The organism is Acinetobacter sp. YH12140 (assembly GCF_013418475.1).
Lineage (GTDB): Bacteria > Pseudomonadota > Gammaproteobacteria > Pseudomonadales > Moraxellaceae > Acinetobacter > Acinetobacter amyesii.
Window position 1 is genome coordinate 51,653 of record NZ_VPBZ01000011.1, and the last position, 25,646, is coordinate 77,298.

Here is a 25,646-nt window from a genome sequence, read left to right on the forward strand (position 1 = left end):
TTTAAGGAGGGGTTTGGGGAGATTAAATTACCGATTCGGCACTAATACATAGCGACCATTTTCAAAGATCCAATACATGCCACTTGGGGGTGCTGGTAAACCAATCCGTTTCCAATCGCTGATAAAGGTATAGGTTGAACTCGAAATACTCGCGCTGGCAGGATCACCATTCACCCAACTATAGCTCTGCGAATTTTGAGTAATGGTGGTCGGCGCATTGTATTGAATACTAATGCCACTTTTTGGATACTGCGGATAAGGTCGATTTGGATATTGCGGATAAACCGGCGGACGACTTGGATACTGAGGATAATGTTGAGGATAATTCGGCGCATGCTGCGGATAGCCAGGCCGATTCATCGACGGTGGACGGTGTTGTGGTTTTGATGTATCTACACCTTGGTAATTTGCCCATTTGTTTTCCGCAAAAGTACTGGCTGAAGCACTGATCAGCATCACACCTGCAATCGCATAGAATAATGTGGTTTTCACTTAAGCTCTCCTCGACGGTTTATACGCTCAGTATAAATTCCATTGTAGGAGAAAAAATGGATAAAAATCCATCAAGTGCAAGAATTTGTTAATTTTCCGACCAAGCTGATCGCACCTTCAGGCTAGCCTGTTTTTCATTGGATTATGCTAAGATTGATTTTATTTCGTAGTGGATCAAATGCTGTGTCTGAATTAAGTTTTGACCGACTTCATCAATTTTTTTCTAAAGTTCCAAGTATTCAAGAACAACTGATTGACTCGTACGGAACCGATGGTAAAACTGCTTGGTGGTTTAAATTTCAAATTAATGTAGATCACCCTTTAGCATGGCAAACTGTTCAAGAATTGGGCCATGTATTGAACTATATTTCTAAAAATGAACGCTTACCGACTCAATTTTTACCGGTTTCTCCGCCACCATATATGAATGGCGAAGCAAAACAATTCTTGTCTTGGGTGATTCAATGTAACCACGCCGATTTTCCACCAGATATCATCTGTGACTGGTTAGAAGCTCGTTTGCCACAACCAGTAGATGATGCCGATAAATGGAAAATCAAAACCGATATTAAAGAATTGGATCAAATGACGGATAAAGATTTAGATCAAATCGTTCCGCCAAATCCTGTACCGAAGAATTAAAACTGATTAAGTTCCTCCTAACCTCCCTTTAAAAAAGGGAGGAAAGTCCCTCTTTTCAAAAGAGGGATTTGGGAGATTAAGACAATTCTAAAAAGTAGATATTCCGCTCCATTCCATAAAGCGATACAACACATATTTCAAGGTCGATTCATCCGCATATTTACTATAATCGACACTCATTTGTTTACCATCCAGATTTGACCAAGCGATATTAAAGTACTGTGATGCATCTTTAAAAACTTGAGCATCTTTCACACCGATCACGCGTAAATCAGTTTCTAAATTATAATTTTTCAAGTTACGCGCCGTGAAATTGGCAGAACCTAAAATCATATCGGCTTGATAAGCAGTACGTTTTAAAATCATCTTGCTATGGCACTGCTCACCTTGGGTATTACACCAACGTACATCAATACCCGCATCATGTAATTCGGATGCTACAGGTCGATTTGGAATGCCATTTTTGGTACGTCCAAAAGCATCCTTATTCGGATCGAGTAATACACGAACTTTCACGCCACGTTCATGTGCAGCAATGAGTGCTTTGATAATTTTACGTTCTGACAAGTAGAACATCGCGATATCAATTTCAGTTCCAGCTTTCTTCGCACTATCAATTAAGTCGAGTGTGGCATCATAAATGGCTTTTTCAGTCAGCACTTGAACCTGTGGCTGAGTTTTCGCGGCTTCAACATCTTTAATCACTACAAATGGAATATTGGCTTTAGACATCATACCTACGGCTTGCTCAGTCTTTAACAAGTCAATCGCGGTCATGCCTTTGACGGTTAAGGCTACATTGGAATGTCGTGAGCTACCATCATGTGGATTCATAGAGGTGACTAAACCTTTCCAACCGTCAACGGTATCGACCACCAAGGTTTTACGATGATTGGCTTTAAAGTTGAAAAGATCCATATAACTGCGGATCGTCACTTTCTCGGTTCCCAATGGGTTCGGTAACCAGCCTTTTTCAGGATTATTGCCAATATCTTGACAACAGATATACCAAAAACCTGACCATGCTGGATTGGATGCACGAAGTGGTACCAAATTGGTTTCGATTAACTCAATGCCCCCTTGTCGTAATTGACGATAATGCTCGGGTTGAATGCCGCCATAGACCGAATTGACCGGGTCAGTAATCACAAAAATTTCCACTTGAGGAGATAGTAGACGCTTCAAAATCAGCGCATCGGTCAACTCCTGTGTTAATTGTTCATGTTTTAATTGAGAGTCACCAACTTGAGGATTAAAGAGAAACATATCCAACACAATGGTCGACTGTGCTTCCTCAATCATTTTCAGCATTTCTTTAAAAATGCGATGTTCCTGTTGCTGCTTTCCTTGCGCATCGATATAGGTTTCATCCACTAAAAAGTTCACTTCAGCATGGCGAAGTTTTCCCGTGTAGTTCAACCCTTCTGGGAGTGGCTTTAGCGTGTGATAGGTTGCCGAGGCCAAATAACCTAAAACCAATAAACCAATGACCACACCCACATAGCGACGACGTGACCAATTGAGCTTGTGATGTATTCGTTGAATGATGCGCATAAGAAAAAACCTAGTCTAATGCACTCAGACTAGGTTTTATTCATTGATTTTTCAAGAGGATTTCTGTGACTTCACCTAGACTTACTTAGAAAAGTCTGTGCAAATTCAATTAGAAACCAAATTCAAGACCGACCGTAAAATTACGACCGACTTGAGGAATATTGGCCAGGAATGACGTGTGAGAATAAACATCTTCATCCAATAAATTATTGGCTTTGAAATAGACTCGATAATCATTTTGATCTTTCAATTGACCACTATAGGCCACACCCAAATTCACCATGTTGTAGCCATCTGTTTCACGCTCAAATGCAGTGATTTTGTCTTGTTTGAATACATGTGAATATTCTGCAAGACCTGACCAACCATCGGCAAAGTCAACATCGACCTTGGTTCCTAAGCGCCCTGCAGGCACACGTGGCGCATTTTCACCATCAATTTTGCCGCGAACATAATCACCAAAGACACTGAGTTTATACATATCATTAATGGCATAACCCACTTGAGCTTCCGCGCCATAGAACTTGGCTTTGTCTTGGGTGTAATCAACTAAGCGGAAGTTTTCAAAATTATCTTTGGTTGCAGCATAAATGTAGTTGTCATACCAGTTGTGGTAAACATGAACGTGATAATCCAACTGATCTTTTTCGTAATGGAAACCCAGTTCTAGATTATTGGATTTTTCCACATCCAGATTTTCATTTCCGCGTTCATAGGTATTGGTCGCAAAGTGCTTACCATCTGCATAGAGCTCTTGCGCCAATGGCAAACGCTCTTGATGAGAACCCACCAAGGATAATTTATAATTGGGTGCAAACGCCCAGTTCACAGCTCCTGAATAAGAGATGCCATAATCATCATAATCTTTTTGTGCAGAATCGATCTGAATTTTCTGCTGATCGACACGGGCGCCCAACTCGACATGAAAATTGCCGAATTGTTTATGCTCTAAACCAAACACACTCCATTTTTGGGTTTTATTTGGGTTCATCAATGACTCTTCACCACTGATATTGAGCTTTTGCTGATTGTATTGTGCGCCAATCACACCTTCCCAATCCGCAATCGGGTTATGCACTAACTCTAAACGACCATCGTAACCTTTACTTTTAAAGGTTGTTGCCGCTGTATCGCCTTCAATTTCATCATGTTGATAATCGGTATAACTTGCATGTGCACGGATTTTTTGGAAGCCCGCAAACGGATTCGCAAGTTCGGTACGGAAATCATAGCGTTCTGACTTTAAGTCGACCCATGGGCCTGCGGCATCATGATCGTGATCATGTTCGTCATGGGCTGAATGATCATGCTCATCGGTATGCCCATGGTTGTCATGACCATCACAATGTAAATGGTCATCATGTGGATGACAGCTTTCATATTCATGACTATGCCCCGGCAAGCCATATTGGTCTTGACGGTTGCTATAAGACAGTCCAGCAAAACCTCGATCATGAATCCATGACGCACCTACACTGACATTTTGCCCTTCTGCAAAGGTGTTGCCGACACGGCGTTCTTTTTCTAATTCGCCATCATGATCATGGAAATAATTGGGTACGATATAGTCATTGGCTTTACGCTTTGATCCCTCAACTCGCAGTGCAAAATTTTCTCTTAGCGCAGCAGTGACACCTGCACTCGATAATTTTTCGTCACTACCTGAGTTATAACGTAGCCCAACCTGCCCCTCTAAACCATTTTCAGGCATCTGCGTTGGAATTTTTTGATCGGTAACATTCACCAACCCACCAACCGTCCCAGCTGCATATAATAAAGTGGATGGCCCACGAATCACTTCTACTTGTTTCGCTAAAATTGGATCAACCGTCACTGCATGGTCAGGGGATAAAGTTGAAACATCTGCTGTTTCAGATGCATGCTCCAACACTTTGACACGTGGCCCATCTTGCCCACGTATTACAGGTCGACTTGAGCCTGCACCAAACTGATTTGAATACACTCCAGGTTGTCCGGCAATGGCATCACCAATAGTGACTCCACCTTGTGCCAAATCTTTATGCTTAATAATGTTATCTGCAACCGAAAAATCTGCAGCACTTTGATTTAAAGGATGAACCTGAACATTAATCGCCTCTAAAGTTTGTACCTGTTGTTGCTGATCATCAGCATAAATATTGGGTGCAATCACTGCAAAAATTGAGATTGTGATTAAATTCTTATGAAAAGACATTTGGAGAGACTCAAATCTGGCTAATTTTGAATAATGTTATAATATAACATTTCATTACTTTTGCAATAAAAAACATTCTAATCTGCCCAAATCATATACACTCACCGATACCACATTGTATTTATTCATATATTTATTTTAGTTCAATGCCTTTTACCATATCCCATGCTGTACTCGCACCGCCTATTTCCAAATTAAGCGGAAATCGCCTGCCTATTGCAGCACTCGCAATTGGTAGCATGGTGCCGGATTTATTCCGTTTATTTACTAATGCTGACTACAATGGATCCCATCAATGGTCGGGGTTAATTTTTCCAAACTTAATCCTAGGTTTGCTGTTTTGTGTGCTGTGGTATGTGCTCTATCGCCCGATGTTATTTGCTTTTTTTGGTTTAAATAAGCCGCTGAATCTACAGAATTTCAATCAATGCTGTGGGTTTATGCTCAGTCTCATCCTCGCACTCATCGTTGGAACATCGACGCATATTGTTGGGGATGGCTTGACCCATGTTGACTTTCGTACCTTTGCATTTAAGGATCTATTGAGTCTACCGATTCAATTTTTTGGTCATTCATATCCCCTACATCGCGTGTTGCAAATTGGATTATCTGGCTTGGCACTCCCCGTTTTGGCATGGATGATTTATCGTCATCATCTTCACTATCGAAGTACTGCAAACGTCCCCACATCCATCAAAGTCTATGTATATGGTTTAGCGGCCCTGTCTTTAGCTGCGGGCATCGCAAGTTATTTTTATTTTGCTGACAGTATTTATTCAGATGCATTTGTGCATGACTTGTATGCCTATGTCGGCAAAGCCATTAATTATTTTTTCCGTGCATTTTTAGCCACGTTTAGCCTCGGTAGTCTGATATTTCTGATCTTAAGCAAGAGCACCAATATTTTTTCAACGTCATCGGCTTAAGCCCATCATTGACCGAAAATTTGCTGTAAATTTGGCTGTTTTAGCAATAAGTCCTTGTGACAAAACAGCCAAAAAGAGGCATAATCCCCTATTCGAATAAAAGCGGTACGCTGTTTACGTATTCGCTGACCTTAACCCATATAGTTGGATTTCTAACGCTATGATGCGAACTCATTACTGCGGCTCACTTACTGAAGCCCAAATCGACCAAACCGTTACATTATGCGGTTGGGTTCACCGTCGCCGTGACCACGGTGGTGTAATCTTCCTTGACATGCGCGACCGTGATGGCCTTGTTCAAGTAGTGATTGACCCTGATACTCCTGAAGCTTTCGTGACTGCGGACAAAGCACGTTCAGAATTCGTATTAAAAATTACAGGCCGTGTACGTCGTCGTTACGCAGGTACTGAAAACGCGAATATGACTAGCGGTCAAATCGAAGTTCTTGGTAAAGAAATCGAAGTGCTTGCTGGTTCAGAAACTCCGCCATTCCCATTGAATGACGACAACACAAATATTTCTGAAGAAGTACGTTTGAAATATCGTTTCTTGGATATCCGTCGTCCAGAAATGTTAGATCGTCTTCGTTTCCGTTCTAAATTGACTAACCTAATTCGTAACTACTTCGAAGAAAATGGTTTCTTAGACGTTGAAACACCGATTTTAACGCGTGCGACTCCTGAAGGTGCACGTGACTACTTAGTACCAAGCCGTGTTTCTAACGGTAGCTTCTATGCGCTTCCACAATCTCCACAGCTATTCAAACAGTTGTTGATGGTGGGTGGTATTGATCGTTACTACCAAATCGCGAAATGTTTCCGTGATGAAGACTTACGTGCTGACCGTCAGCCTGAATTCACACAAATCGACGTTGAAACATCGTTCATGAGTGACGATGACATTATGGATTTGATGGAACGTTTAACGGTTAAGATGTTCAAAGAACTTCTAAACGTTCAGTTCGACAAGTTCCCACGTATGACGTATGCAGATGCAATGCGTGACTATGCATCTGATAAACCTGACTTACGTATTCCTTTGAAATTGGTTGACGTTGCAGACATGATGCAAGACGTTGAGTTCAAAGTATTCGCAGGTCCTGCTAAAGATCCTAAAGGCCGTATTGTTGCGCTTCGCGTACCAGGTGCTGGCGCGCTTCCACGCAGCCAAATTGACGAATACACTAAATTCGTGGGTATCTATGGCGCGAAAGGTTTGGCTTACATCAAAGTCAACGAGCTTGAAAAAGGTATTGAAGGTCTTCAATCTCCAATCGTTAAATTTATCGAGCCTATCGTACTTGATCTATTGAAACGCGTTGGTGCTGAAAATGGCGACATCGTATTCTTTGGTGCGGACAAAGCGAAAATCGTAAATGATGCGATGGGTGCTTTACGTATTAAAATCGGTCACGACATGAAACTTGCAACTTGCGAGTGGGCGCCACTTTGGGTTGTTGACTTCCCAATGTTCGAAGAAACTGATGACGGTAAATGGACGTCTGTTCACCACCCATTCACGCTGCCAAAATCAAGCGTTGAAGAAGTGAAGAACAACCCAGGTGCTGCACTTTCTGTTGCTTACGATATGGTATTGAACGGTACTGAAATCGGTGGTGGTTCACTTCGTATCTTCAACCTAGAAATGCAAAAAGCGATCTTTGAAGCGCTTGGCATTGGTGAAGAAGAAGCAGAAGAGAAATTCAGCTTCTTGCTTAATGCGTTGAAATTCGGTGCGCCTCCTCACGGTGGTTTGGCATTCGGTCTTGACCGTTTAGTGATGTTGATGACTGGTGCATCTTCTATCCGTGACGTGATTGCATTCCCGAAAACTAAGACTGCGGAATGTCCTTTAACTCAAGCGCCTGCGCCAGTTGAAGCGAACCAATTACGTGACCTTGGTATCCGTTTACGTGAAAAACCAAAAGCAGAAGAAGCTAAATAATATTTAGTCTCACCTGTTAAAAAACCCTGCGCTATGCAGGGTTTTTTATTTCGACCAACAAAAGATCGTGGAAAACCTACAAAACATAAATTAAAGATTTGATTTACTTTGCTAATATCAAAACGCTTCAACTACGTTATGATGTTGCACCATATCCTTTGAGCAATGGACAGCTCAATTTTCCACTTCCAATTATTTTGTTTTTAGATTCAGATCTTTTTGTACTTTTCACTGAATAAGTCCGGTCTCTTGGCAAAATGTATTTTATTCCATGCTGTAAATTTTGAGACCTTGTGATCCATGTACTTTATATTCAAAATCATCGCGCTATTGCCACTTTGGCTGTTACAAAACTTGGCCTTGATGATCGCGTTTATTCTTAACCTGTTTAACTCATCAATCAAACGTATCACTAGCATCAATATTCAACTGGCCTACCCAGATATGTCAGCGACAGCGAAGAGACAGCTCGTCAGTCAAAGTATCCGCAGCCAATGCTTGACCTATATTGAATTTATTAAATGTTGGGGTATGCCACCAAGTTATAGCCTGAGCTTACTGAAAAATATTTATGGTGAAAATATCCTCACGGAAGCACTTGCGAATAAAAAAGGTGTTATTGTTGTGGTTCCGCATTTTGGCTGTTGGGAACTACTCAATGCATGGCTGAACTTGTATACAGAACCGATGATTATGTATAAACCGAATAAAAATAAAGGGATCAATCGTTATCTGTTAGAAGCACGAGAGAAGTTCAATGCAACCTTAGTCCCGACAGATGAAACAGGGATCCGTGCCATTTTTAAACATTTAAAAAAAGGCGGCCTAACGGTGATTTTACCAGACCATTTACCAAAGCCTTCAGGCGGCATTTATTCCAATTTTTTTGGGCAAAATACCTTATCGATCACGCTAGTTTCAAAGCTTGCTGCAAAAACCCAATGTAATGTCATCGGCTTAAGTTGTATCCGACAACCCAACTTAAGGCACTTTGATGTACATTGCCAAACCTTATCAGACGAGATTTTATCTAAAGACTTACAATGTTCTGTCGACACGCTCAACATTGCCATGCAAGACATCATTAACCAAGCACCAGAACAGTATATCTGGTCTTATAAACGCTTTCGGGTCTGCTTTGGCAATATCAATATATACCGCAAATAAAGGTGATCTAAGAACATCTCAACCTTTAGAGTTGTGTTCCACAGGCTTGAATTAATCTTATTCAATTGAGATCGATTATCGACAGTGGCATAATAGCCTCAATTTCCACTTTAAGTGATTCTCCTATGGCTATGCGTCCTGAAGTCCGTCGTCGTGCAATCGTGTTGATTGTTTTTTCTGTCGTACAATGGTTGTTCATGCGCTACATTTTAGCCAACGAATTATTTAACTTAACCACCTATAACCGTATTGTTTTATTCTGTGTCAGCAGCCTTGCAGGTGCATTATTAATCTTTGTCGGTTTGATTTATATGGTGTTGAAAGGTAATGCGGATAAAGAATAATTTAATAAACACTAAGATTCAGTATTTTATGTATGGCTGGTATACTAAAAAATAGTTAGATTGCTTATTGCTTTATCATGCATAAAATTTTATTTATTGTTGACCATCTTGGCTGTGGCGGTGCAGAGAAAATTACACTCAAATTAGCAGAGTATTTAGCTAGTAATGGGCATGATATTCATCTCGCAGTTTTAAATGGCAAATCAAATTATTACTCTTGTTCAAAAATTATTAAATATGTAGACCTTAAAATCCAAATTTCTTTTGCTCATGGAAAAATATGGAAAAATAAAAAACTAACTGAATCTGAAGTACACCAAATAAATGAATTACTAAAATACAGTTTTGATCTCATTATTACTGGATATAATAACGGACATTGGTTGGCACCTTATTTAAAAGGGAATGTATGGCACTGGATTCATGGTGATCTTTTAGAAGTTCGAAAATTTAATAACCCCTTGAAGCAAATGAAAGAACACCTACGTTTTTTCAAAAATAAAAGAAAATTTTCTAAATTATTTCACAATCGAAATTTAATCACTGTTAACCGTGATCTAGAAAATAAAGCTAAAAGATATGCTAACCCAAGCTCAGTCAAAACTATTGCCAATGGTGTAACGGTTCCATCTCAATATCTAAATCAATATTCATCTACAGATAAAAAATGGGACGTCATTTTTGTTGGAAGATTAGTACCAATTAAACAAGTTGATCATGCAATCAAAGCTTTCGCTATGTCTGACACAGACGGTAGAATGGCAATCGTTGGTGATGGTTCAGAACGTAAAAAACTTGAAAAGTTAAGTAAAGAGTTAGGTATTGCTGATAGAGTTAACTTCTTAGGATGGGTTGATGATCCACAAGAACTTATGCTTCAAAGTAAATGCCTAGTAATGTCATCTTTATACGAAGGCAGCCCTGTTACTCTAGCAGAGGCAATTGCTCTTGGCGTTCCAATTGTTAGTTATGACTCTTCAGCAGGTATTACCGATTTATTTACTACAGATACTGCAAAATTTGGATTAGTTCCTAAACAAAATATTAGAGCTCTTAGTTCTGCATTAGAAAAATGTGTGCAAAATCCTTATAAATATAACCAAGAATGTATAGATAAAGTGTGTATGGACAATATGCAGAAAAAAATTCTTCAATTATGTGATTAAAAATTTTATTTGCTTTTCATCAAGTATACTGACTTTGGCAAAAGGGTTAGAATAAAATATTTTAATTGTCTGATGGTGTAATATCTTATAGATAGAGATTTTTTAACCAACTCACAATATAAGTCATAATCACTTCCAGTTTGATGAAATTGGCGGGCATATTGCAGCGTATACTTAGAATAAGTTTTTCTTAATTGTTCAAGTTTATATAAATCATTTTCTTCCACTAATTTCTTATCATATACTCTCATTATACCCATAGGTAAAATTGGGTTAATCTTTTTTCCAATAGTACTAATTCCAACATCTACACGGTATGCCCCCAACTCTTCATCTAAATGATAAATTAATCCTTTTTTGGCCTGCTCAATATGTATTTCAATATCTAATGCTTGAGGGTGCAATTCATCAAAATAATCAAACATAAAATCATTTCGGAACATTTTTGATGAATGTGCAAAAAAAGGTAAATTTAGATATAAATAATTTAAATCGAATTTACCCTTTTGATGGGTCCATTCTCGTACCTTATTTCCTTCAGCATCAATATATCGCATATCATGAGTACAGATGACGCAATCTGGATTGGATTCCATGACATCAAATTGCCGTTGCAATTTAACCGGAAGAGCCAAGTCATCCCCATCGAGATGATAAATGTATTTACCTTTCGCTTTTCTATACACCGCCTTAAGATTTTCTAAAGGACCAATATTTTTCTCATGAAAAACTGGAACTATAATATCGGGATATTTTAGTAAAAAATCTTCTATTATTTTTCTAGTTGAATCAGTAGAGCAATCATCTCCAATAATAACTTCATACTGAAAATTTGTATTTTGATTCAGAATACTTTGTAAAGTCTGCTCTACAAATCTTTCTTGATTATAGGTAACAATACAGACTGAAACCAATATATTCATACTAAATAGATCCCTCATTTTTTAGTTTTATTTCTAACTCAAGTAAATCTCTTTTTCTCTCTTTAATTCGTTTTACAGGAGTCCCGATATAAATACCAAACTCTGAACAATTTTTATTTACTAAACTTAATGCACCAACAGCAACACCTGTTTCTAAAGTCACACCAGGCAAAATCACACTTCCAGACCCAACAATTACATGCTTTCCAATTATTACATCTGAACTCGTCACATTTGTGTATTGACTAGGCACCATAGGATTCGTCATAAACTGACCACTATAATCATCATTACTACTATAGACCGAAACCCGAGATGAAAGTCCTGCAAAATCTTGAACTGAAATTTTCCCAGCCCCAATGAGACTCACACCAATCGCAAGATGGACATACTCACCAATTTCTATACCACCATTCCCGGCAGATAGTACTGAAAAATCATCTATACGAGTATTGCTACCAATACTAATATTTTTACAATTATAATAAGAGGCCTTATCTGAAAGTAAGCAATTTTCACCTACGTGATGAAAGCCCATGGCTTTAATTTGCTCTTCTGTTAAAAAAGCCATCTTAATTGTCCTTAATTAAATCAATAATTTTCTGTACTGAATCTAGGCTAAGATTTGGATATAGCGGCAAGCAAAGCACTCCCTCTGATAAGCGTTTCGCTTCAGGAGTGTCTGATTGATATTCCTTATAAATAGCCAAATCAGTCATTATCGGATAAAAATATTTTCTTGCAAAAATCCCATTAAGCTTTAGTTTTTCAAACAATTCATCACGTCTAAGCGGATACGGCTTAGAAATAACGATTGGAAAATAAGAGTAATTATCTTTTTCTAAACTTGGACGTTTAATACAGTAAATCCCTGATATACCTGCAAGTCCATTACGATACATTTCATCTATTTTTTTTCGTGCTAATAATGTGCTATCAATAGATTTTAATTGTAGTAAACCTAGTGCAGCATGTACTTCACTCAATTTACCATTTAAAGAAATATCATCTATTATACTTTCATTCACAATACCAAAATTCTTTAAACGGTCAATGCGTTGTTTCATTTCAACACTGTGACAAACAATAGCCCCCCCCTCAAAAGTATTAAATACTTTTGTAGCATGAAAGCTCATTACACTTAAATCTCCATAATTTAATAGGCTCTGTCCTTGATATCTCACTCCAAAAGCATGTGCTGCATCATAGATTAATTTTAAATTATGCTTAGTAGCAATATTTTGTAGTACTTCCACATCACAAGGGATGCCATAACAATGTACAGGTAAAATCGCGACTGTCTTATCAGTTATGGCTTGCTCAACTTTTACTGGATCAATATTAGATGTTTGCGGATCAATATCAACAAAGACTGGAGTGAGTTTATTCCAAACTATCGAGTGAGCCGTAGCAACAAAAGTATATGGCGTCGTAATCACTTCACCTTGCTCAAGCCCTAGCGCCTGTAGTGCTGTTACTAACGCAATTGTTCCATTATTAAATAATGAAATATAATCAACGCCCAAATACTCACAAAGCTCTTTTTCCAACTGCTGATGTAATGGTCCACAGTTGGTTAAAATTTTATTTTTCCAAATTTGTTCTAAATAAGGAATAAATTCTGCAAGCTCAGGTAAAACAGGTTGAGTGACATAAATTGACTCTTGACTCATATCTCATTCACCAAAGAAATTAGATATTGCCCATAATCATTTTTACTCATGCTTTGACCAATTTCTAAAACTTGTTCTTTGCTCAGCCAACCATTATTCAAGGCAATTTCTTCCAAACACGCCACTTTATAACCCTGACGTTTTTCAATGGTTTCTACAAACTGTGCTGCCTCCAGTAAACTTGAATGTGTACCTGTATCTAACCATGCAAAACCACGTCCGAGCAATTCCACATTTAGATCACCGCGCTCTAAATACATCTGATTAACTGTGGTAATTTCTAATTCTCCACGTTCAGAAGGCTTCACTTGTTTCGCAATTTGAATCACATCATTGTCATAAAAATATAGACCTGTGACCGCAAAGTGGGATTTAGGTTGTTTAGGTTTTTCTTCTAAAGAAATTGCTCGTTTCTGCTCATCAAATTCAACCACACCAAAACGCTCAGGGTCTTTCACCTGATAGCCAAATACCGTTGCACCTTTTTGACGTGCAACGGCTTGACGTAGCATTGGAGTAAAACCTTGACCATAAAAAATATTGTCGCCAAGCACTAAGCAAACATTACTATCCCTAATAAAGCTTTCACCAATTATAAATGCTTGCGCTAAACCGTCTGGACTAGGTTGGACTGCATATTCAAGCTGAATACCAAATTGAGCACCATCACCCAACAAACGCTTAAAACCATCAATATCTTCAGGAGTACTAATAATGAGTACTTCACAAATACCTGCAAGCATAAGCACTGAAAGTGGGTAATACACCATTGGCTTGTCATAAATAGGCAATAATTGCTTAGATACACCTTTGGTAATCGGATATAAACGTGTACCTGAACCGCCCGCTAAAATAATACCTTTTGTTGTATTTGACATTATGAATTTACACCTAATCTTTCGCGTTGGTAACTGCCATCTTGCACTCGATGACACCAATCTAAATTATTTAAATACCATTGCACCGTTTTACGAATTCCAGTTTCAAAAGTTTCTGTAGGTGTCCAACCTAATTCATTTTGAATTTTTGTAGCATCAATCGCATAGCGTAAATCATGCCCAGGGCGGTCTTTTACAAATGTAATCAGTGATTCATAGGTTTGACCATTTACCTGTGGTTTTAGCTCATTCAAAATTTTACAAATAGTTTTGACTACTTCAATATTCTGCTTTTCATTATGCCCACCAATATTGTAGGTTTCACCCACTACACCCTCAGTCACCACTTTATATAAAGCGCGTGCATGATCTTCTACAAACAACCAATCCCGAATTTGTTGACCATTACCATATACAGGCAAAGGTTTAGCATCCAGTGCATTTAAGATCACCAATGGAATTAATTTTTCTGGAAAATGGTAAGGCCCATAATTATTTGAGCAATTGGTCACAATGACAGGTAAACCATAAGTTCTGTGCCAAGCACGTACTAAATGATCCGAACTGGCTTTAGAGGCAGAATATGGAGAGCTTGGCGCGTATGAAGTTGTTTCAATAAACAAATCGGTTGTGTCTTCTAAATCACCATAGACTTCATCTGTTGAAATATGATGAAAGCGAAAGTTTTGTTGAGCTTCAACGTCAAGCCCCATCCAATACTTTCGAGCAACTTCTAATAAAGTATAAGTTCCCACAATGTTGGTTTGAATAAATGCTGCTGGGCCATCAATTGAGCGGTCTACATGCGACTCTGCGGCTAAATGCATAATTGCATTAGGCTGAAATGCATCTATTGCAGCTGTAATTTGCTCGGTATCACAAATATCAATTTGTTTGAACTCATAGTTCGAGTGTTGATCAATTTCTTTTAACGATTCTAAATTACCCGCATAAGTCAGTTTATCTATATTCAGAACTTGGTTATTGGTATTTTGAATAATATGACGGATAACAGCTGAACCAATAAATCCTGCACCGCCAGTAACTAAAATTTTCATAACCAACCCAAATAAACCATAATGCCATTATTAAATATATACAGAATCAAGAAAATCGATCAGCTTATCCGCAACTTTGCAAAATTGATATTCATTTTCAGCATCTTGATGTCCAACCTGTGCAATTCTACTAATTTGCTCTGGGGATTCAATCAAAATAATTAAATTATCAACTAGATCTTGAATATCTCCGCATTTTGTCATCAAACCATTTTCACCTTGTCGAATAATTTGCTGGACACTAATATGATCACTCGCAACAACAGGTTTCCCCCAAGCAAAAGCATCTAATATAGCCAATGGTTGGGTATCATTCATTGTAGGAACAAGTGCAATATCAATATCTTTATAAAATTTTCTTTTTTGTTCTCCGCTAATCCAGCCTAAAAACTCTACTTCACTCTCCAAATTCAAATCTTTAACTTGCTGAAATAAAAACTCTTTCTGTTCACCATCCCCTGCAATCAACAACTTGACCATGTATCCTTTTTGCTTTAATTGCTCCACCGCAGAAATTGCTATGTGTGTACCCTTATATTCAACCAAGCGCGTCATAATCCCTAAGCCCACAGGTTCCCCAAGTTTTTTAGCAAAAGAAGGTTCATCATCTGGCAAATGTATTAAATTTGGAATAACCGCTTGTGGTTTTTTTCTCAAATCCACACCCTTCTTTTTTGCAGCATCAGCAACACACTGGGCTACATAAGGAGTAATATGAATAAATCCATCTGCGCGTAATGTCCTTTTCACATTATGACTATGATTCATCGCAATAACAGGGCATTTGATTTGTGAAAAAAACATCGCATTTTTAAATAAGTAAACAGCACGTCCACTATGAGCAATCACAACATCAGGACGATAAGAACGTAGCCATAAAGCGAGTTTTACTGCAGCAATTAGGTCATAAAATCCTGAGCTATTAAGAAGAAACTTTGGATAATTTTCAGATTTTAACTTTTTATTTTCATCACCATATACCAAAATATCTTCATACCCCTTACTTTCTAATGCATCAAAAGTGTTCAGCATTGCTTGCCAACGCCCACCTGAAGCATCTCCATAAACTGTGTGAACTATTTTTAATTTTTTCAAGAAAATAACCTTTCGTTAAGCAACTCTGCCAACTTTTCACTTGGCTCATAATCTAATACTTTCAACTTTTCTAAAACACCACTAGCTCTATCAACTTCAGAAATTGGAATTAGTTGGATAAAACTTTTCTTCTGCAAATGTGTTAAAACTCCTTGAAATTTAGTATCTGGTTTAAAGCATTCTGGATGATAAACTACCAACTTTCTTTGAGCAGCTAGACTCTCCATCATCATAGACATAGAATCCGCTCCACAATATACCCTCTCACTTAAACCTAAAAAGGCATGTAAAACTTGACGAGGTTGCTCACTCCACCATACAGTATCTATGATATATTCAGGTTTTAATATTCCTTTTAAAGCTCTTTCTGCCTCTACACCTGTACGCCTAGAAGTACTAACAAACCAAGAAATATTATTTTGCTCGGCCAGCAAATTCATTCGCTTAGCTAAATTTTCCCAATCTGATATCGTATATTTAGCTCCAGCCCCATCTCCTCCAACTAACATAGTCCAAACGACACATTGTATATCTGAATGCTCTTTTACCCAGTTTTTTGATGCAAGCGATAAAATTCTTTGACTTAAAGGCATTGCAGATACTGTTAAACTTATAAAAGGGGGAAGCATATTTGGCTCTAAAACCAATACGACATCGAATAAATCTTTTTTTAAATGCCTCAAAGATCCACAGAAAATATTTTTAGCACATTTTGCTCTAGCCAACCAAGCCACAGCATAAGATACATTCCCACCAGCTCCAATCACGATATCTGGCTGATTATTAGGTAGTAAAGAAAGTCTATAAAAATATTTAATTTTTGATAGCTTTGGAATATTCAAATTTAATATAAATGCTAATAGTCGACGTAAATAACTATTTCTCAGTTTTAAATCGATCCAATAAACATCCAAATCAAATAGTATTTCTAATGCAAAAAGCACCCCTTTGGACTGATTAAAATGTCCAGGTATGCCATCACTAACCACCCATACTATTTTCTTTTGTTTCATTTTTTAACCACGTATTAGTTCCTGGTATACTTGAACAGTATGCTCAAGCATGGCATCAATAGTAAGATTCTGCTTTGCCAATTCATAAATTGGTTTAAAAGACTGCTGTAGATCTTTAAAGTTGGAAAAATGCTTTTCAATTAAATTATGTAATGCTAAAACATCTTGTATTGGGCATATAAATTCAAAAGGCAAAATATCAGAAACCATGCCAACATTCGTAGAAATGACTGGACGATTCGAAAGCAATGCTTCTGATAATGTGTATGGCCCACCTTCATTTCTAGAAGAAATTACTAAAATATCTGAATTATATAGCAGCTCATTGACATCACTTCTATATCCTAATAATTGAATGTTTTGCTGTAAACCTAACAAATCAATTTGTTGTTGCAGGCTTTCTCTATCTGGTCCATCACCTATTATAATTAAGTTTGCAGAAATACCTTGCCATGCTTCTATTAAAAGATCGAAACCTTTTGCTGGCACTAATCGCCCAATTGCTAAAGCCTGTATATTGCTATTAATTTTTTTTTCAGAAACTTCATTTTTAGGTACACTTACTCCATTTAAAACGACTCTAACTTTCTGTTGATTTGAAAATTGATTCGCTACACTCTGACTTACCGCTATTACTCGATCAAATTTTTCAAATGCTGTTATATTCCTCTTAAAATTATGCAAAGTTGCTACACTTGGAATTTTTAACCACGTTAAAAATGGAGCAATCATAGTTACAGCTTTATTTGCATGTACGTGTAAAACATCTGCTCTGATTGATTTAACAAGATGATAAAGTTGCCATAATAAAATAAGATTCCTACGCCCCTTGCTTAAATCTAATGCTTTAAAATCAACTCCATCAACTCGGGATTGGTATTTTTCATGAGCAATTAAAGTAACTTTATGACCATACTTAACTAGGCCATTCGCCAACTCAACAACATGCTTTTCCAAACCACCATCTTCATCGCCAGCCATCACTAAACAGATATGCATCTTAATTCCGCTTCCCCAATTTCATTCGCAATTTAAAAGCAAATAATGAATCTTTTCCGCTGATTTTAATACGTTGCAATTGCATAAAATCAGGCATTTTCCCATCTATGCCTTCTTGTGTTGTTACTGCATTGGTATATCCTGCCTGCTGCGCCAAACTTACATCACGCGCTGCATAAATACCAAATGGATATGCAAAGCTATTTACAGAGCGATGAATCAAACTTTCAAGTGATTGCTTGGATTGTGTTAACTCAGCTAAGCATTCAGTATCATCCAACTTTGCAAGATTCGCATGGGTCATTGTATGTGAACCAATTTCAATCAAACCAGAATTTGATAAAAATTTGACTTGTTCATCATTTAATTTAGGTTCACGGGCAAGTTCACCACTATTATGATGCGCTTTTTTGTAGGTTGACCAATCTCGATCATGTCGGTCTACCACTACATAAATCGTCGCTTTGGCTTGATATTTTTCTAAAATTGCAAAAGCATTTTCCAAGTTATCTAAATAACCATCATCAAAAGTGATTGCAACAGTTTTTGCAGGATGCTCCCCCCAATGATCTTGTAATTCCTGCATAGTTACAAAGTTAAAACCTTCTGCTTTTAACCATGCTATTTGCTTTTCAAACTCAGTAGGCTTAACTCGTAATTTATTAAACTTTGCACCATCTATATGCTCACGTACCATGTGATACATTAAAATTCGTGGTCTATCCCAATCTACTGCTGGCTTCCACCAAGCATATTTATAACTCCACGCGAGTAAAATCATGAGTGTAAAAATACAAATATAAATCACAATATGGACCAAACCAAAGTTCCTTTCCAAATAGTGCCACAGTCCTCTTCATAAGAAAAGAAAAGTTCTCAAATTGAGCGAGCCGTATTGTGTATTTAAAATTCCATTAAAAAACTGAATTCTATATTGAATAGAATTCAGTTTTTAAGTCCCTTTTAAATTGAGCGCTGCCTTATTGTGAACATAACGCTTTGGCTTCTTTAGCGTTTACTTCTGTAAATTTACTAGAGCTATCCAGCGGTAAATTAATATTAATAAAAATTTGATCGTTATTTTCATTTGGATTAATAATTTTACGTCCAAATGAAGCAGCAACAATTTTACCCAATTCATAATTTGTCATATAACAATTTGAATATTGAAGATCATCTACCCATTTTTCAGCACCGTTGACCCCAAACATCAGAATTGGCACAGCAGCGGACTGCAAAATTGGAGTTCCATGTCCCCATAAACTATTCTCACCAAATAACTCACCATGATCTGATGTATAGAAAATAAGCGTTGGCTTAGAACTCACTCTTTGAGCTGAGGCTCTCAAGGCTTTAAAAAAATCATCTTGAAAATGCATTGAGTTATCATAAGTATCAACTAATTTTGAAAACTCATCTTTATTGCCTGTATAAAAATTATAAGCCTGCGGGTAGTTTTCTTCATATGCAAAATGACTATTACGCTGGTGCAGAACCATAAAATATGGCGTTTTCACTAAAGCCTCTTTCTTCTTTTCCATCAACTCTATTAATCGCATATCAGTTGTATTCTCTGGCATTTCTTTAGAGAAAACATCATGAAATTGATTAATATCTTTCATGTTTACTAAAGATGCGAGAACGCCAGATTTTTGATTAGATAGGTATAAGGTATTGCGGCCAGTCTCTTTAGCAAGCGTAAATAAATTTGTTTGCATGGATAATAACTGCTCAGCATTATCTGGTTCATAAATAACATTAAGCAAAAGTGGAACACCTATACGTGTAGAAAAACCTCGACTGATGCCATAAAAATATTTAAAACCTGATTGCCCATTAAGTGAGCTCAAAAATGGGGTGGTTTGCCTTTCATAACCATATAAGCCCAAATGTTTAAATGCAGTACTTTCACCAACGACCACAATCACATTAAAGTCTTGCACTGTATCAATATTTTCAACACTGTATTTTGAATATACTTTTTTAGCTTCAGGTTCTGTAAATAAAGATTTACTGCTTCCAATTAAAAAGCTGGAAATACAATTAATGGTATTTCTCACAACTGGGTAATGTAGATTATTTTCAAAGACTTTTCCCTTTAAGGCTGGAATCATAAGTCCCATTAAACCTAATACGGCAACCATAAAAAAGAGGTATTTTTTATATCCTGCTTCTTTATTGTTTACATATTTCAAAATATAAATAGTATTTAAAACAATCAGCAGTAAATATAGACACAGCGGAATAAGGAAAATTTTTATTCCACCAGACAATCCTCCCATAATATCGGCAAATTCATAAAAAAATTGACTAATATCATAAGGCATTAATAAACGGCCAAAATAGGTCAAAAAAACAATATTGGAACCAATAATGTAAATAATAAAGTTAGTTACAATTAAGGAAAAAGTTTTATACCCAGATAATAAACAGAGATAAAATAAAATGAAAACTAATAAGTAACTTTCAACATATTTTGATAACTCAATACTTACTACTCCATTCTTTGTTAAAAAGTATTCTGCCCCCCCCAAAAAAAGCACTAAAAAAAATGTATAAAAAAAGTGAATTACACTCTTTTTATGTAGAAGCAATGTCATTCCTATCTCCAATAATGTTCTTGTATCAGGACTTGCTGCTATTTTCCTTAGATACAAATTTTGAACGCCACTGTACTTAAGTTACGGCTTTTTTTCCATCATTTATTTTATTGATATTGTTCAAAAAAAAGCGTAAGCCTTAGTCACTGCATTTTAGTATCTTAATTTATCAAGATGTTTATATTAAAGAATCTGTTCTTTATTTGAATATTTCAACTGCAACTCGAGTTGCTTCAGCAAAATATTGTGGTTGAGCTAACTTAGACAAGGCAGTAAAATAAGTAATATACTGTTGATGAAAAAGGTGATCGACAGATGTTGTAATTCGATCATGTCTGAGTCGATCCACTTCAATCACCCCGACTTTACAACCCGCGGTGAGTGCCTCGTAAATCATTGAAACACTATCTTCAGTTACCCAAACCGCTTCAGCTTTTTGCATTTCTTCGAAAATCCAACCTTGCGGAGTGACTTCAACTGGGAAAATCTGTACTTTTTCAATATTCTTTAACTGTTTTAATTCTGCTAAAAACGCTTTTGGTGTGCGCCGTGAAGTGGTCAAAATGATTTCTGAATTTGGATTCTGCTCGACTATCTGTCCAATTGCATGAAGTACTTTAGCTGCATTCCACTGATGGCGTTTTGAAGAGCCACCCAAAGCGATCAGGATTCGACCATGCTGATGCCGCTCTTCATTTACAATAGGATTTAACGCACCTTGTGTCGTTAGTACTTTATTTGATGCTTGAATACCATCGTGCTGTGGAATCACAGCATAATCAAACCATGCAAACGGCAAGCTTGGCTTCATTAAAATAATGGTTTTGGCTTTGTTATACACTTTGCCTAACAGCCATACTCGAAAATGTGTGTGGCTACCGACGCCAAAAATATAGGTTGGCTCGTGTTCAACAGTATGAAGCTGATGGCTAAACAGCGCAGAAATAAGTGTCACTATAGGCAAATCATCAATTGAAATTTCTTGAAATGTGACTATTTCCTGAGATTGGCGCTGCATGGCTTTAAATAAACCCAAAGCTTGTGAGCGATGTCCTGCTTTACCATCACTGATATAAACAATATGCATAGTCACGTTCCCAAAAATTCAATATCTTCAAGCCAATAAAAAAGGCGAAACTTAGTTTCGCCTTTTCATCTTAACCGATCAGCTTATTTTACGTAAGTTAACCAGTGCGCATATTTAGGGTCTTTACCCTGAACCGCATTAAAGAATGCAGTTTGGATTTGCTCAGTGATTGGACCACGACAACCTTCACCAATTTGACGGTCATCATATTCACGGATTGGCGTCACTTCAGCAGCAGTACCTGTAAAGAATGCTTCATCAGCGATATAGAATTCGTCACGTGTAATACGACGTTCAACCACTTCAAAACCAAGGTCTTTCGCAATCGTAATAATGGTTTGACGGGTAATACCATCAAGTGCACCACCCGCGATGTCAGGAGTATGAATCACGCCATCACGAACTAAGAATACGTTTTCGCCTGAACCTTGACATACATAACCTTGTGGGTCGAGTAACATTGCTTCGTCATAGCCAGCATGTGCCACTTCTTGGTGTGCAAGAATTGACAAAGTATAGTTACCAGATGCTTTTGCTTTACACATGGTCACGTTTGGATGATGGTGCGTAAATGAAGACGTTTTAACACGAATACCCTTCGCCATCGCTTCATCACCAAGGTAAGCACCCCAACTCCATGCAGCAACAACGGCATGAATGGTATTGTCAGTTGCTGCGATACCTAACTTTTCTGAACCAATAAAAATAATTGGACGTAGGTAGCAAGAAGCCAATTTGTTTTCACGAACCACATCAATTTGAGCTTGTTCTAATGCTGCATGATCAAATGGGACTTTCATTTGATAAATTTTTGCAGAATTTAATAAACGCTTAGTGTGTTCTTTTAAACGGAAAATAGCCGTTCCATTCGGAGTTTCATAAGCACGGACGCCTTCAAACACACCCATGCTGTAATGCAATGTATGTGTTAATACGTGAGTTTTCGCCTCACGCCAGTCAACTAATTGTCCATCTTGCCAAATAAAACCATCACGATCAGCCAAGTTCATGGCACACACTCCAAATTTTTATACACAGTCATTTTTATCCAATGCAAACGTTGCAGTTGGATCAATTAATCTTTGCCATAGCTTGCAAACGACCACTCGGGTATCGTGCCAATCGTCAGCTGAAACTTGCATGGATTGATTCGCAAGCGCTAAACGGTGGCTCTCGGCTCGTTCACGGAGATAAGCTTGAATCAATGCTGTCGCATCGGCGCTGGATAAGCAATCCGTTCTTGCGGCATCCTCAAGGATTCGTACGTTGTCAGAGTAATGGGCGAGATCGGGATTCGACCCACTCCATGCTAATACTGCATACTGTGCCATAAATTCGATGTCAACGATACCACCTGCATCTTGTTTTAAATGAAAAATTCCATCTTTTTGCTGCTCTTTAGAAGAACCTAGATGGTCTTTCATTTTTTGGCGCATTTTTAGCACTTCTGCACGAACATTGTTCTCATCGCGTGGCTGAGTCAAAATATTGCAGCGCAAGTTTTCAATTTCAATCCGTAAACTGTGTTCACCTGCAATCGTTCTGGCACGTACTAAAGCTTGATGCTCCCAGACCCAAGCATTTTTATGTTGATATTGCTCAAAGGCTTTTAAGCTGGTCACCAATAAACCCGCCTCTCCCGAAGGTCGTAAACGTGTATCCACCTCATACACTCGACCATCTAGGGTTTGCGTGGTCATTAAGGACATAAATTTTTGTGCCACCCGCATGGCAAATTCAAAGCCACTAATTGGTTTCTGTCCATCGGTATCGGCTTGTTCGTCCATATAGTGAATAAACACCAAATCCAAGTCCGAACCATAACCCAGCTCAATGCCACCCACCTTGCCATAGCCAATTACCGCGAAAGCCGTGTGATCAATCGAACAACGCTGCCCTTCTGCATCAATTGGATAGCCATGTTTTTTGGCAACAATTTGATATGCCAAATGCAAGGTTGCATTCACCGACACTTCAGCAATATCGGTCAATGCATCCGATACTTTCATCAATGGGCTTTCAGCCAAAACATCACTAGCAGCTACTGCTAAGACATTGGATTTTTTAAATAATCGAAGAACACGCATCTGATCTTCAACTTGATCAATTTCAATTCGAAGCAGTTGTTGACGTAGAGAGTCTTCTAAATCTTTACGCTTTGGCAGCTCAAAATCCATCGATAAAAACTCATCCAACAGCACGGGATAATGCGTCAATTCTTCGCAGATCCACGGACTCACTGTTGCCATTTTCACTAATCGTTGTAATGCCCCTTTGCTCTCAATCAGCATCACCAAATAGACCGTACGGCGCAGCACCGACTCCACCAGAGGCATGAGACGTAGTAAAGCCACCTGAGGTTTATCTGACTGTAATATCGCTTCAATGAGATGTGGCCAAAAAGTTTTTAAACGCTGTACTGCTTTGGCAGGTAATTTTTTCAGCGCATGCCCATACCAAAATTCGTGAATTAAATTTTTGGCATCATCATCTAAAACATCATTTAACTGTGCTTCTAAATGACTAAAGCTTTCCAATAACGGATCGGGTTCTTTTTCTTTGATAAGATGTTCAAATTGGTAAATGACTTTGGCACGTTTCTGATTGAGCACATGCAAAAAGTCATCCCAAGATGCAAAACCTAAAGTATCTAAAATACGTTGGCGGGGTTCAGGCTCATGTGGCAACGATTGGGTTTGCTGATCATTGAGCGCTTGAATCGCATGTTCAATGCGACGTAAAAATAAATATGCATCTTCTAGATCAGCAACTGCGGTTTTTTCTAATAATCCAACTTCACCTAAATGATGCAGACTCACTAAACATTGACGGTCTTGCAACTCGAGTTTTGAACCGCCATAGATGAGCTGAAAGACTTGAACAATAAACTCAACTTCACGAATTCCGCCTGCACCGAGTTTAATATCATCTTCGATATTACGACGTAGCACTTCACGTTCGATCATGGCTTTCATGTCACGCATAGCTTCGAAAGCGGTGTAATCGACATATTTGCGGAAGACGAAAGGTCGGGTCATTTCCAATAACTCGGCGCCTTCTTTACCGCCCGTGACGATACGTGCCTTAATCCAGGCATAGCGTTCCCATTCGCGTCCATGCTGGCTTAAATATTTTTCTAATGCCGCATGACTGATTGCCAAGGCAGAACCATCACCCCATGGGCGAAGGCGCATATCTACACGGAAGACAAAACCATCTGCGGTAATATGGTCAAGCAGGTAAATTAATTTTTGTCCCCACAAAATACAGAACTGCTGTACATCGATACATTTTCGACCATTGGTTTCGCCCTGTTCATCAAAGGCAAAAATAAGATCAATATCACTTGAAAGATTAAGTTCCTGTGCACCAAGTTTTCCCATGGCAACCACAATTAGGTCTTGAACTTTCCCCTTATAGCCTAGCGGTTCGCCATATTTCGCAATCAACGGATTCAGCGCAAAATCTTTTGCCGCACAGATGGACGCATCGGCAAAGTCTGAAAGCTCTCGAGTTAAGGTGACGACATCGGTGAGTTGATTGGCATCTTGCCAAATCCAACGAAACATCAGACGTGCGCGCAGCACACGAATTGCACGCATCCAACTATTTTCATCTTGGATATCGGCAAGGCTGCTTGCGACAAAATGTTGAATTTGTGCTGTACTGAGCGAGGTTTGAAACTGATCAATTGCATAGTCTTGTTCTAAACTGGCCTGATGGATTCCGAGCACCTGTTCAGCATATTGACTGGCACGTAATGTTTTCTGCAATTGCTCCGCATTCATTTCACAAACCCTAGCGTGATTTTTTTCTAGTTATAACAGTTGATAACGCTTAGGGAAAAGTATTTTTAGGCTTTTATACCAATAGATGCGTATTAAAGTTCA

22 protein-coding genes are annotated in these 25,646 nt (G+C 38.1%); 6 read left to right on the top strand and 16 right to left on the bottom strand.

Going from position 1 to position 25,646, the window contains the following annotated elements; all coding sequences use genetic code 11:
- Window positions 1-27 precede the first annotated feature (27 nt).
- Complete coding sequence (locus FTU75_RS15775; protein WP_373685883.1) at window positions 28-492, bottom strand: RcnB family protein; 465 nt, start codon at window positions 490-492, stop codon at window positions 28-30.
- Between the two features lie 183 nt (window positions 493-675).
- On the opposite strand from FTU75_RS15775, the gene FTU75_RS15780 reads away from it, so the two are divergent.
- Window positions 676-1,134, top strand: coding sequence for a hypothetical protein (locus FTU75_RS15780; protein ID WP_180063987.1), 459 nt, complete (start codon window positions 676-678; stop codon window positions 1,132-1,134).
- Window positions 1,135-1,221: 87 nt separating this feature from the next.
- Here the strand turns inward: FTU75_RS15780 and FTU75_RS15785 are convergent, their stop codons facing one another.
- Window positions 1,222-2,688 (bottom strand): phospholipase D family protein, encoded by a 1,467-nt coding sequence (locus FTU75_RS15785; protein ID WP_180116391.1) that lies wholly within the window; start codon window positions 2,686-2,688, stop codon window positions 1,222-1,224.
- Window positions 2,689-2,797: 109 nt separating this feature from the next.
- Window positions 2,798-4,882, bottom strand: a complete 2,085-nt coding sequence (gene znuD / locus FTU75_RS15790) for a zinc piracy TonB-dependent receptor ZnuD (protein ID WP_180116392.1) — start codon at window positions 4,880-4,882, stop codon at window positions 2,798-2,800.
- Between the two features lie 146 nt (window positions 4,883-5,028).
- On the opposite strand from znuD, the gene FTU75_RS15795 reads away from it, so the two are divergent.
- The 5 genes from FTU75_RS15795 (at window position 5,029) to FTU75_RS15815 (ending at window position 10,430) form a co-directional block, all read left to right on the top strand.
- On the top strand, window positions 5,029-5,808 hold the full coding sequence (locus tag FTU75_RS15795) for a DUF4184 family protein (protein ID WP_180116393.1): 780 nt from the start codon (window positions 5,029-5,031) through the stop codon (window positions 5,806-5,808).
- A gap of 160 nt (window positions 5,809-5,968) precedes the next feature.
- Window positions 5,969-7,753 carry an aspartate--tRNA ligase gene (gene aspS, locus FTU75_RS15800; protein WP_180116394.1) on the top strand — a complete coding sequence of 595 codons (1,785 nt, stop codon included), beginning with the start codon at window positions 5,969-5,971 and terminating at the stop codon, window positions 7,751-7,753.
- Window positions 7,754-8,053: 300 nt separating this feature from the next.
- On the top strand, window positions 8,054-8,920 hold the full coding sequence (locus FTU75_RS15805) for a lysophospholipid acyltransferase family protein (RefSeq protein ID WP_180116395.1): 867 nt from the start codon (window positions 8,054-8,056) through the stop codon (window positions 8,918-8,920).
- A gap of 125 nt (window positions 8,921-9,045) precedes the next feature.
- On the top strand, window positions 9,046-9,264 hold the full coding sequence (locus FTU75_RS15810) for a hypothetical protein (RefSeq protein ID WP_111885360.1): 219 nt from the start codon (window positions 9,046-9,048) through the stop codon (window positions 9,262-9,264).
- 77 nt (window positions 9,265-9,341) lie between these two features.
- Entirely contained in the window at window positions 9,342-10,430 is a 1,089-nt protein-coding gene (locus FTU75_RS15815) for a glycosyltransferase (protein WP_180116396.1), read from the top strand.
- Between the two features lie 5 nt (window positions 10,431-10,435).
- Here the strand turns inward: FTU75_RS15815 and FTU75_RS15820 are convergent, their stop codons facing one another.
- The 13 genes from FTU75_RS15820 to glnE form a co-directional block, all read right to left on the bottom strand.
- Window positions 10,436-11,353: a glycosyltransferase gene (locus FTU75_RS15820; protein ID WP_131261831.1), complete on the bottom strand. Its 918-nt coding sequence runs from the start codon at window positions 11,351-11,353 to the stop codon at window positions 10,436-10,438.
- Between the two features lies 1 nt (window position 11,354).
- Window positions 11,355-11,924: an acyltransferase gene (locus FTU75_RS15825; RefSeq protein WP_180116397.1), complete on the bottom strand. Its 570-nt coding sequence runs from the start codon at window positions 11,922-11,924 to the stop codon at window positions 11,355-11,357.
- Window position 11,925: 1 nt separating this feature from the next.
- A complete protein-coding gene (locus FTU75_RS15830; protein ID WP_180116398.1) occupies window positions 11,926-13,026 on the bottom strand; it encodes a DegT/DnrJ/EryC1/StrS aminotransferase family protein in 1,101 nt (366 codons plus the stop codon).
- A complete protein-coding gene (gene rfbA, locus FTU75_RS15835; protein ID WP_180116399.1) occupies window positions 13,023-13,904 on the bottom strand; it encodes a glucose-1-phosphate thymidylyltransferase RfbA in 882 nt (293 codons plus the stop codon). Before rfbA ends, FTU75_RS15830 begins: the two co-directional genes overlap by 4 nt.
- Entirely contained in the window at window positions 13,904-14,962 is a 1,059-nt protein-coding gene (gene rfbB, locus FTU75_RS15840; RefSeq protein ID WP_180116400.1) for a dTDP-glucose 4,6-dehydratase, read from the bottom strand. The genes rfbA and rfbB overlap by 1 nt, the downstream gene beginning before the upstream one ends.
- 30 nt (window positions 14,963-14,992) lie before the next feature.
- The gene (locus FTU75_RS15845; RefSeq protein ID WP_180116401.1) at window positions 14,993-16,057 is read right to left on the bottom strand and encodes a glycosyltransferase family 4 protein; all 1,065 of its coding nucleotides are present in this window, start codon (window positions 16,055-16,057) and stop codon (window positions 14,993-14,995) included.
- Window positions 16,054-17,070 carry an ELM1/GtrOC1 family putative glycosyltransferase gene (locus FTU75_RS15850; protein ID WP_180116402.1) on the bottom strand — a complete coding sequence of 339 codons (1,017 nt, stop codon included), beginning with the start codon at window positions 17,068-17,070 and terminating at the stop codon, window positions 16,054-16,056. The genes FTU75_RS15845 and FTU75_RS15850 overlap by 4 nt, the downstream gene beginning before the upstream one ends.
- A gap of 3 nt (window positions 17,071-17,073) precedes the next feature.
- Window positions 17,074-18,069: a glycosyltransferase gene (locus FTU75_RS15855; RefSeq protein ID WP_180010953.1), complete on the bottom strand. Its 996-nt coding sequence runs from the start codon at window positions 18,067-18,069 to the stop codon at window positions 17,074-17,076.
- Between the two features lies 1 nt (window position 18,070).
- Window positions 18,071-18,877, bottom strand: coding sequence for a polysaccharide deacetylase family protein (locus tag FTU75_RS15860; RefSeq protein ID WP_180116436.1), 807 nt, complete (start codon window positions 18,875-18,877; stop codon window positions 18,071-18,073).
- Between the two features lie 172 nt (window positions 18,878-19,049).
- A complete protein-coding gene (locus FTU75_RS15865) occupies window positions 19,050-20,669 on the bottom strand; it encodes a sulfatase-like hydrolase/transferase (protein WP_180116403.1) in 1,620 nt (539 codons plus the stop codon).
- 199 nt (window positions 20,670-20,868) lie between these two features.
- Window positions 20,869-21,756: a mitochondrial fission ELM1 family protein gene (locus FTU75_RS15870; protein ID WP_180116404.1), complete on the bottom strand. Its 888-nt coding sequence runs from the start codon at window positions 21,754-21,756 to the stop codon at window positions 20,869-20,871.
- Between the two features lie 83 nt (window positions 21,757-21,839).
- On the bottom strand, window positions 21,840-22,766 hold the full coding sequence (locus tag FTU75_RS15875; protein ID WP_078191262.1) for a branched-chain amino acid transaminase: 927 nt from the start codon (window positions 22,764-22,766) through the stop codon (window positions 21,840-21,842).
- A gap of 18 nt (window positions 22,767-22,784) precedes the next feature.
- On the bottom strand, window positions 22,785-25,544 hold the full coding sequence (gene glnE / locus FTU75_RS15880) for a bifunctional [glutamate--ammonia ligase]-adenylyl-L-tyrosine phosphorylase/[glutamate--ammonia-ligase] adenylyltransferase (protein ID WP_180116405.1): 2,760 nt from the start codon (window positions 25,542-25,544) through the stop codon (window positions 22,785-22,787).
- Window positions 25,545-25,646: the final 102 nt, after the last annotated feature.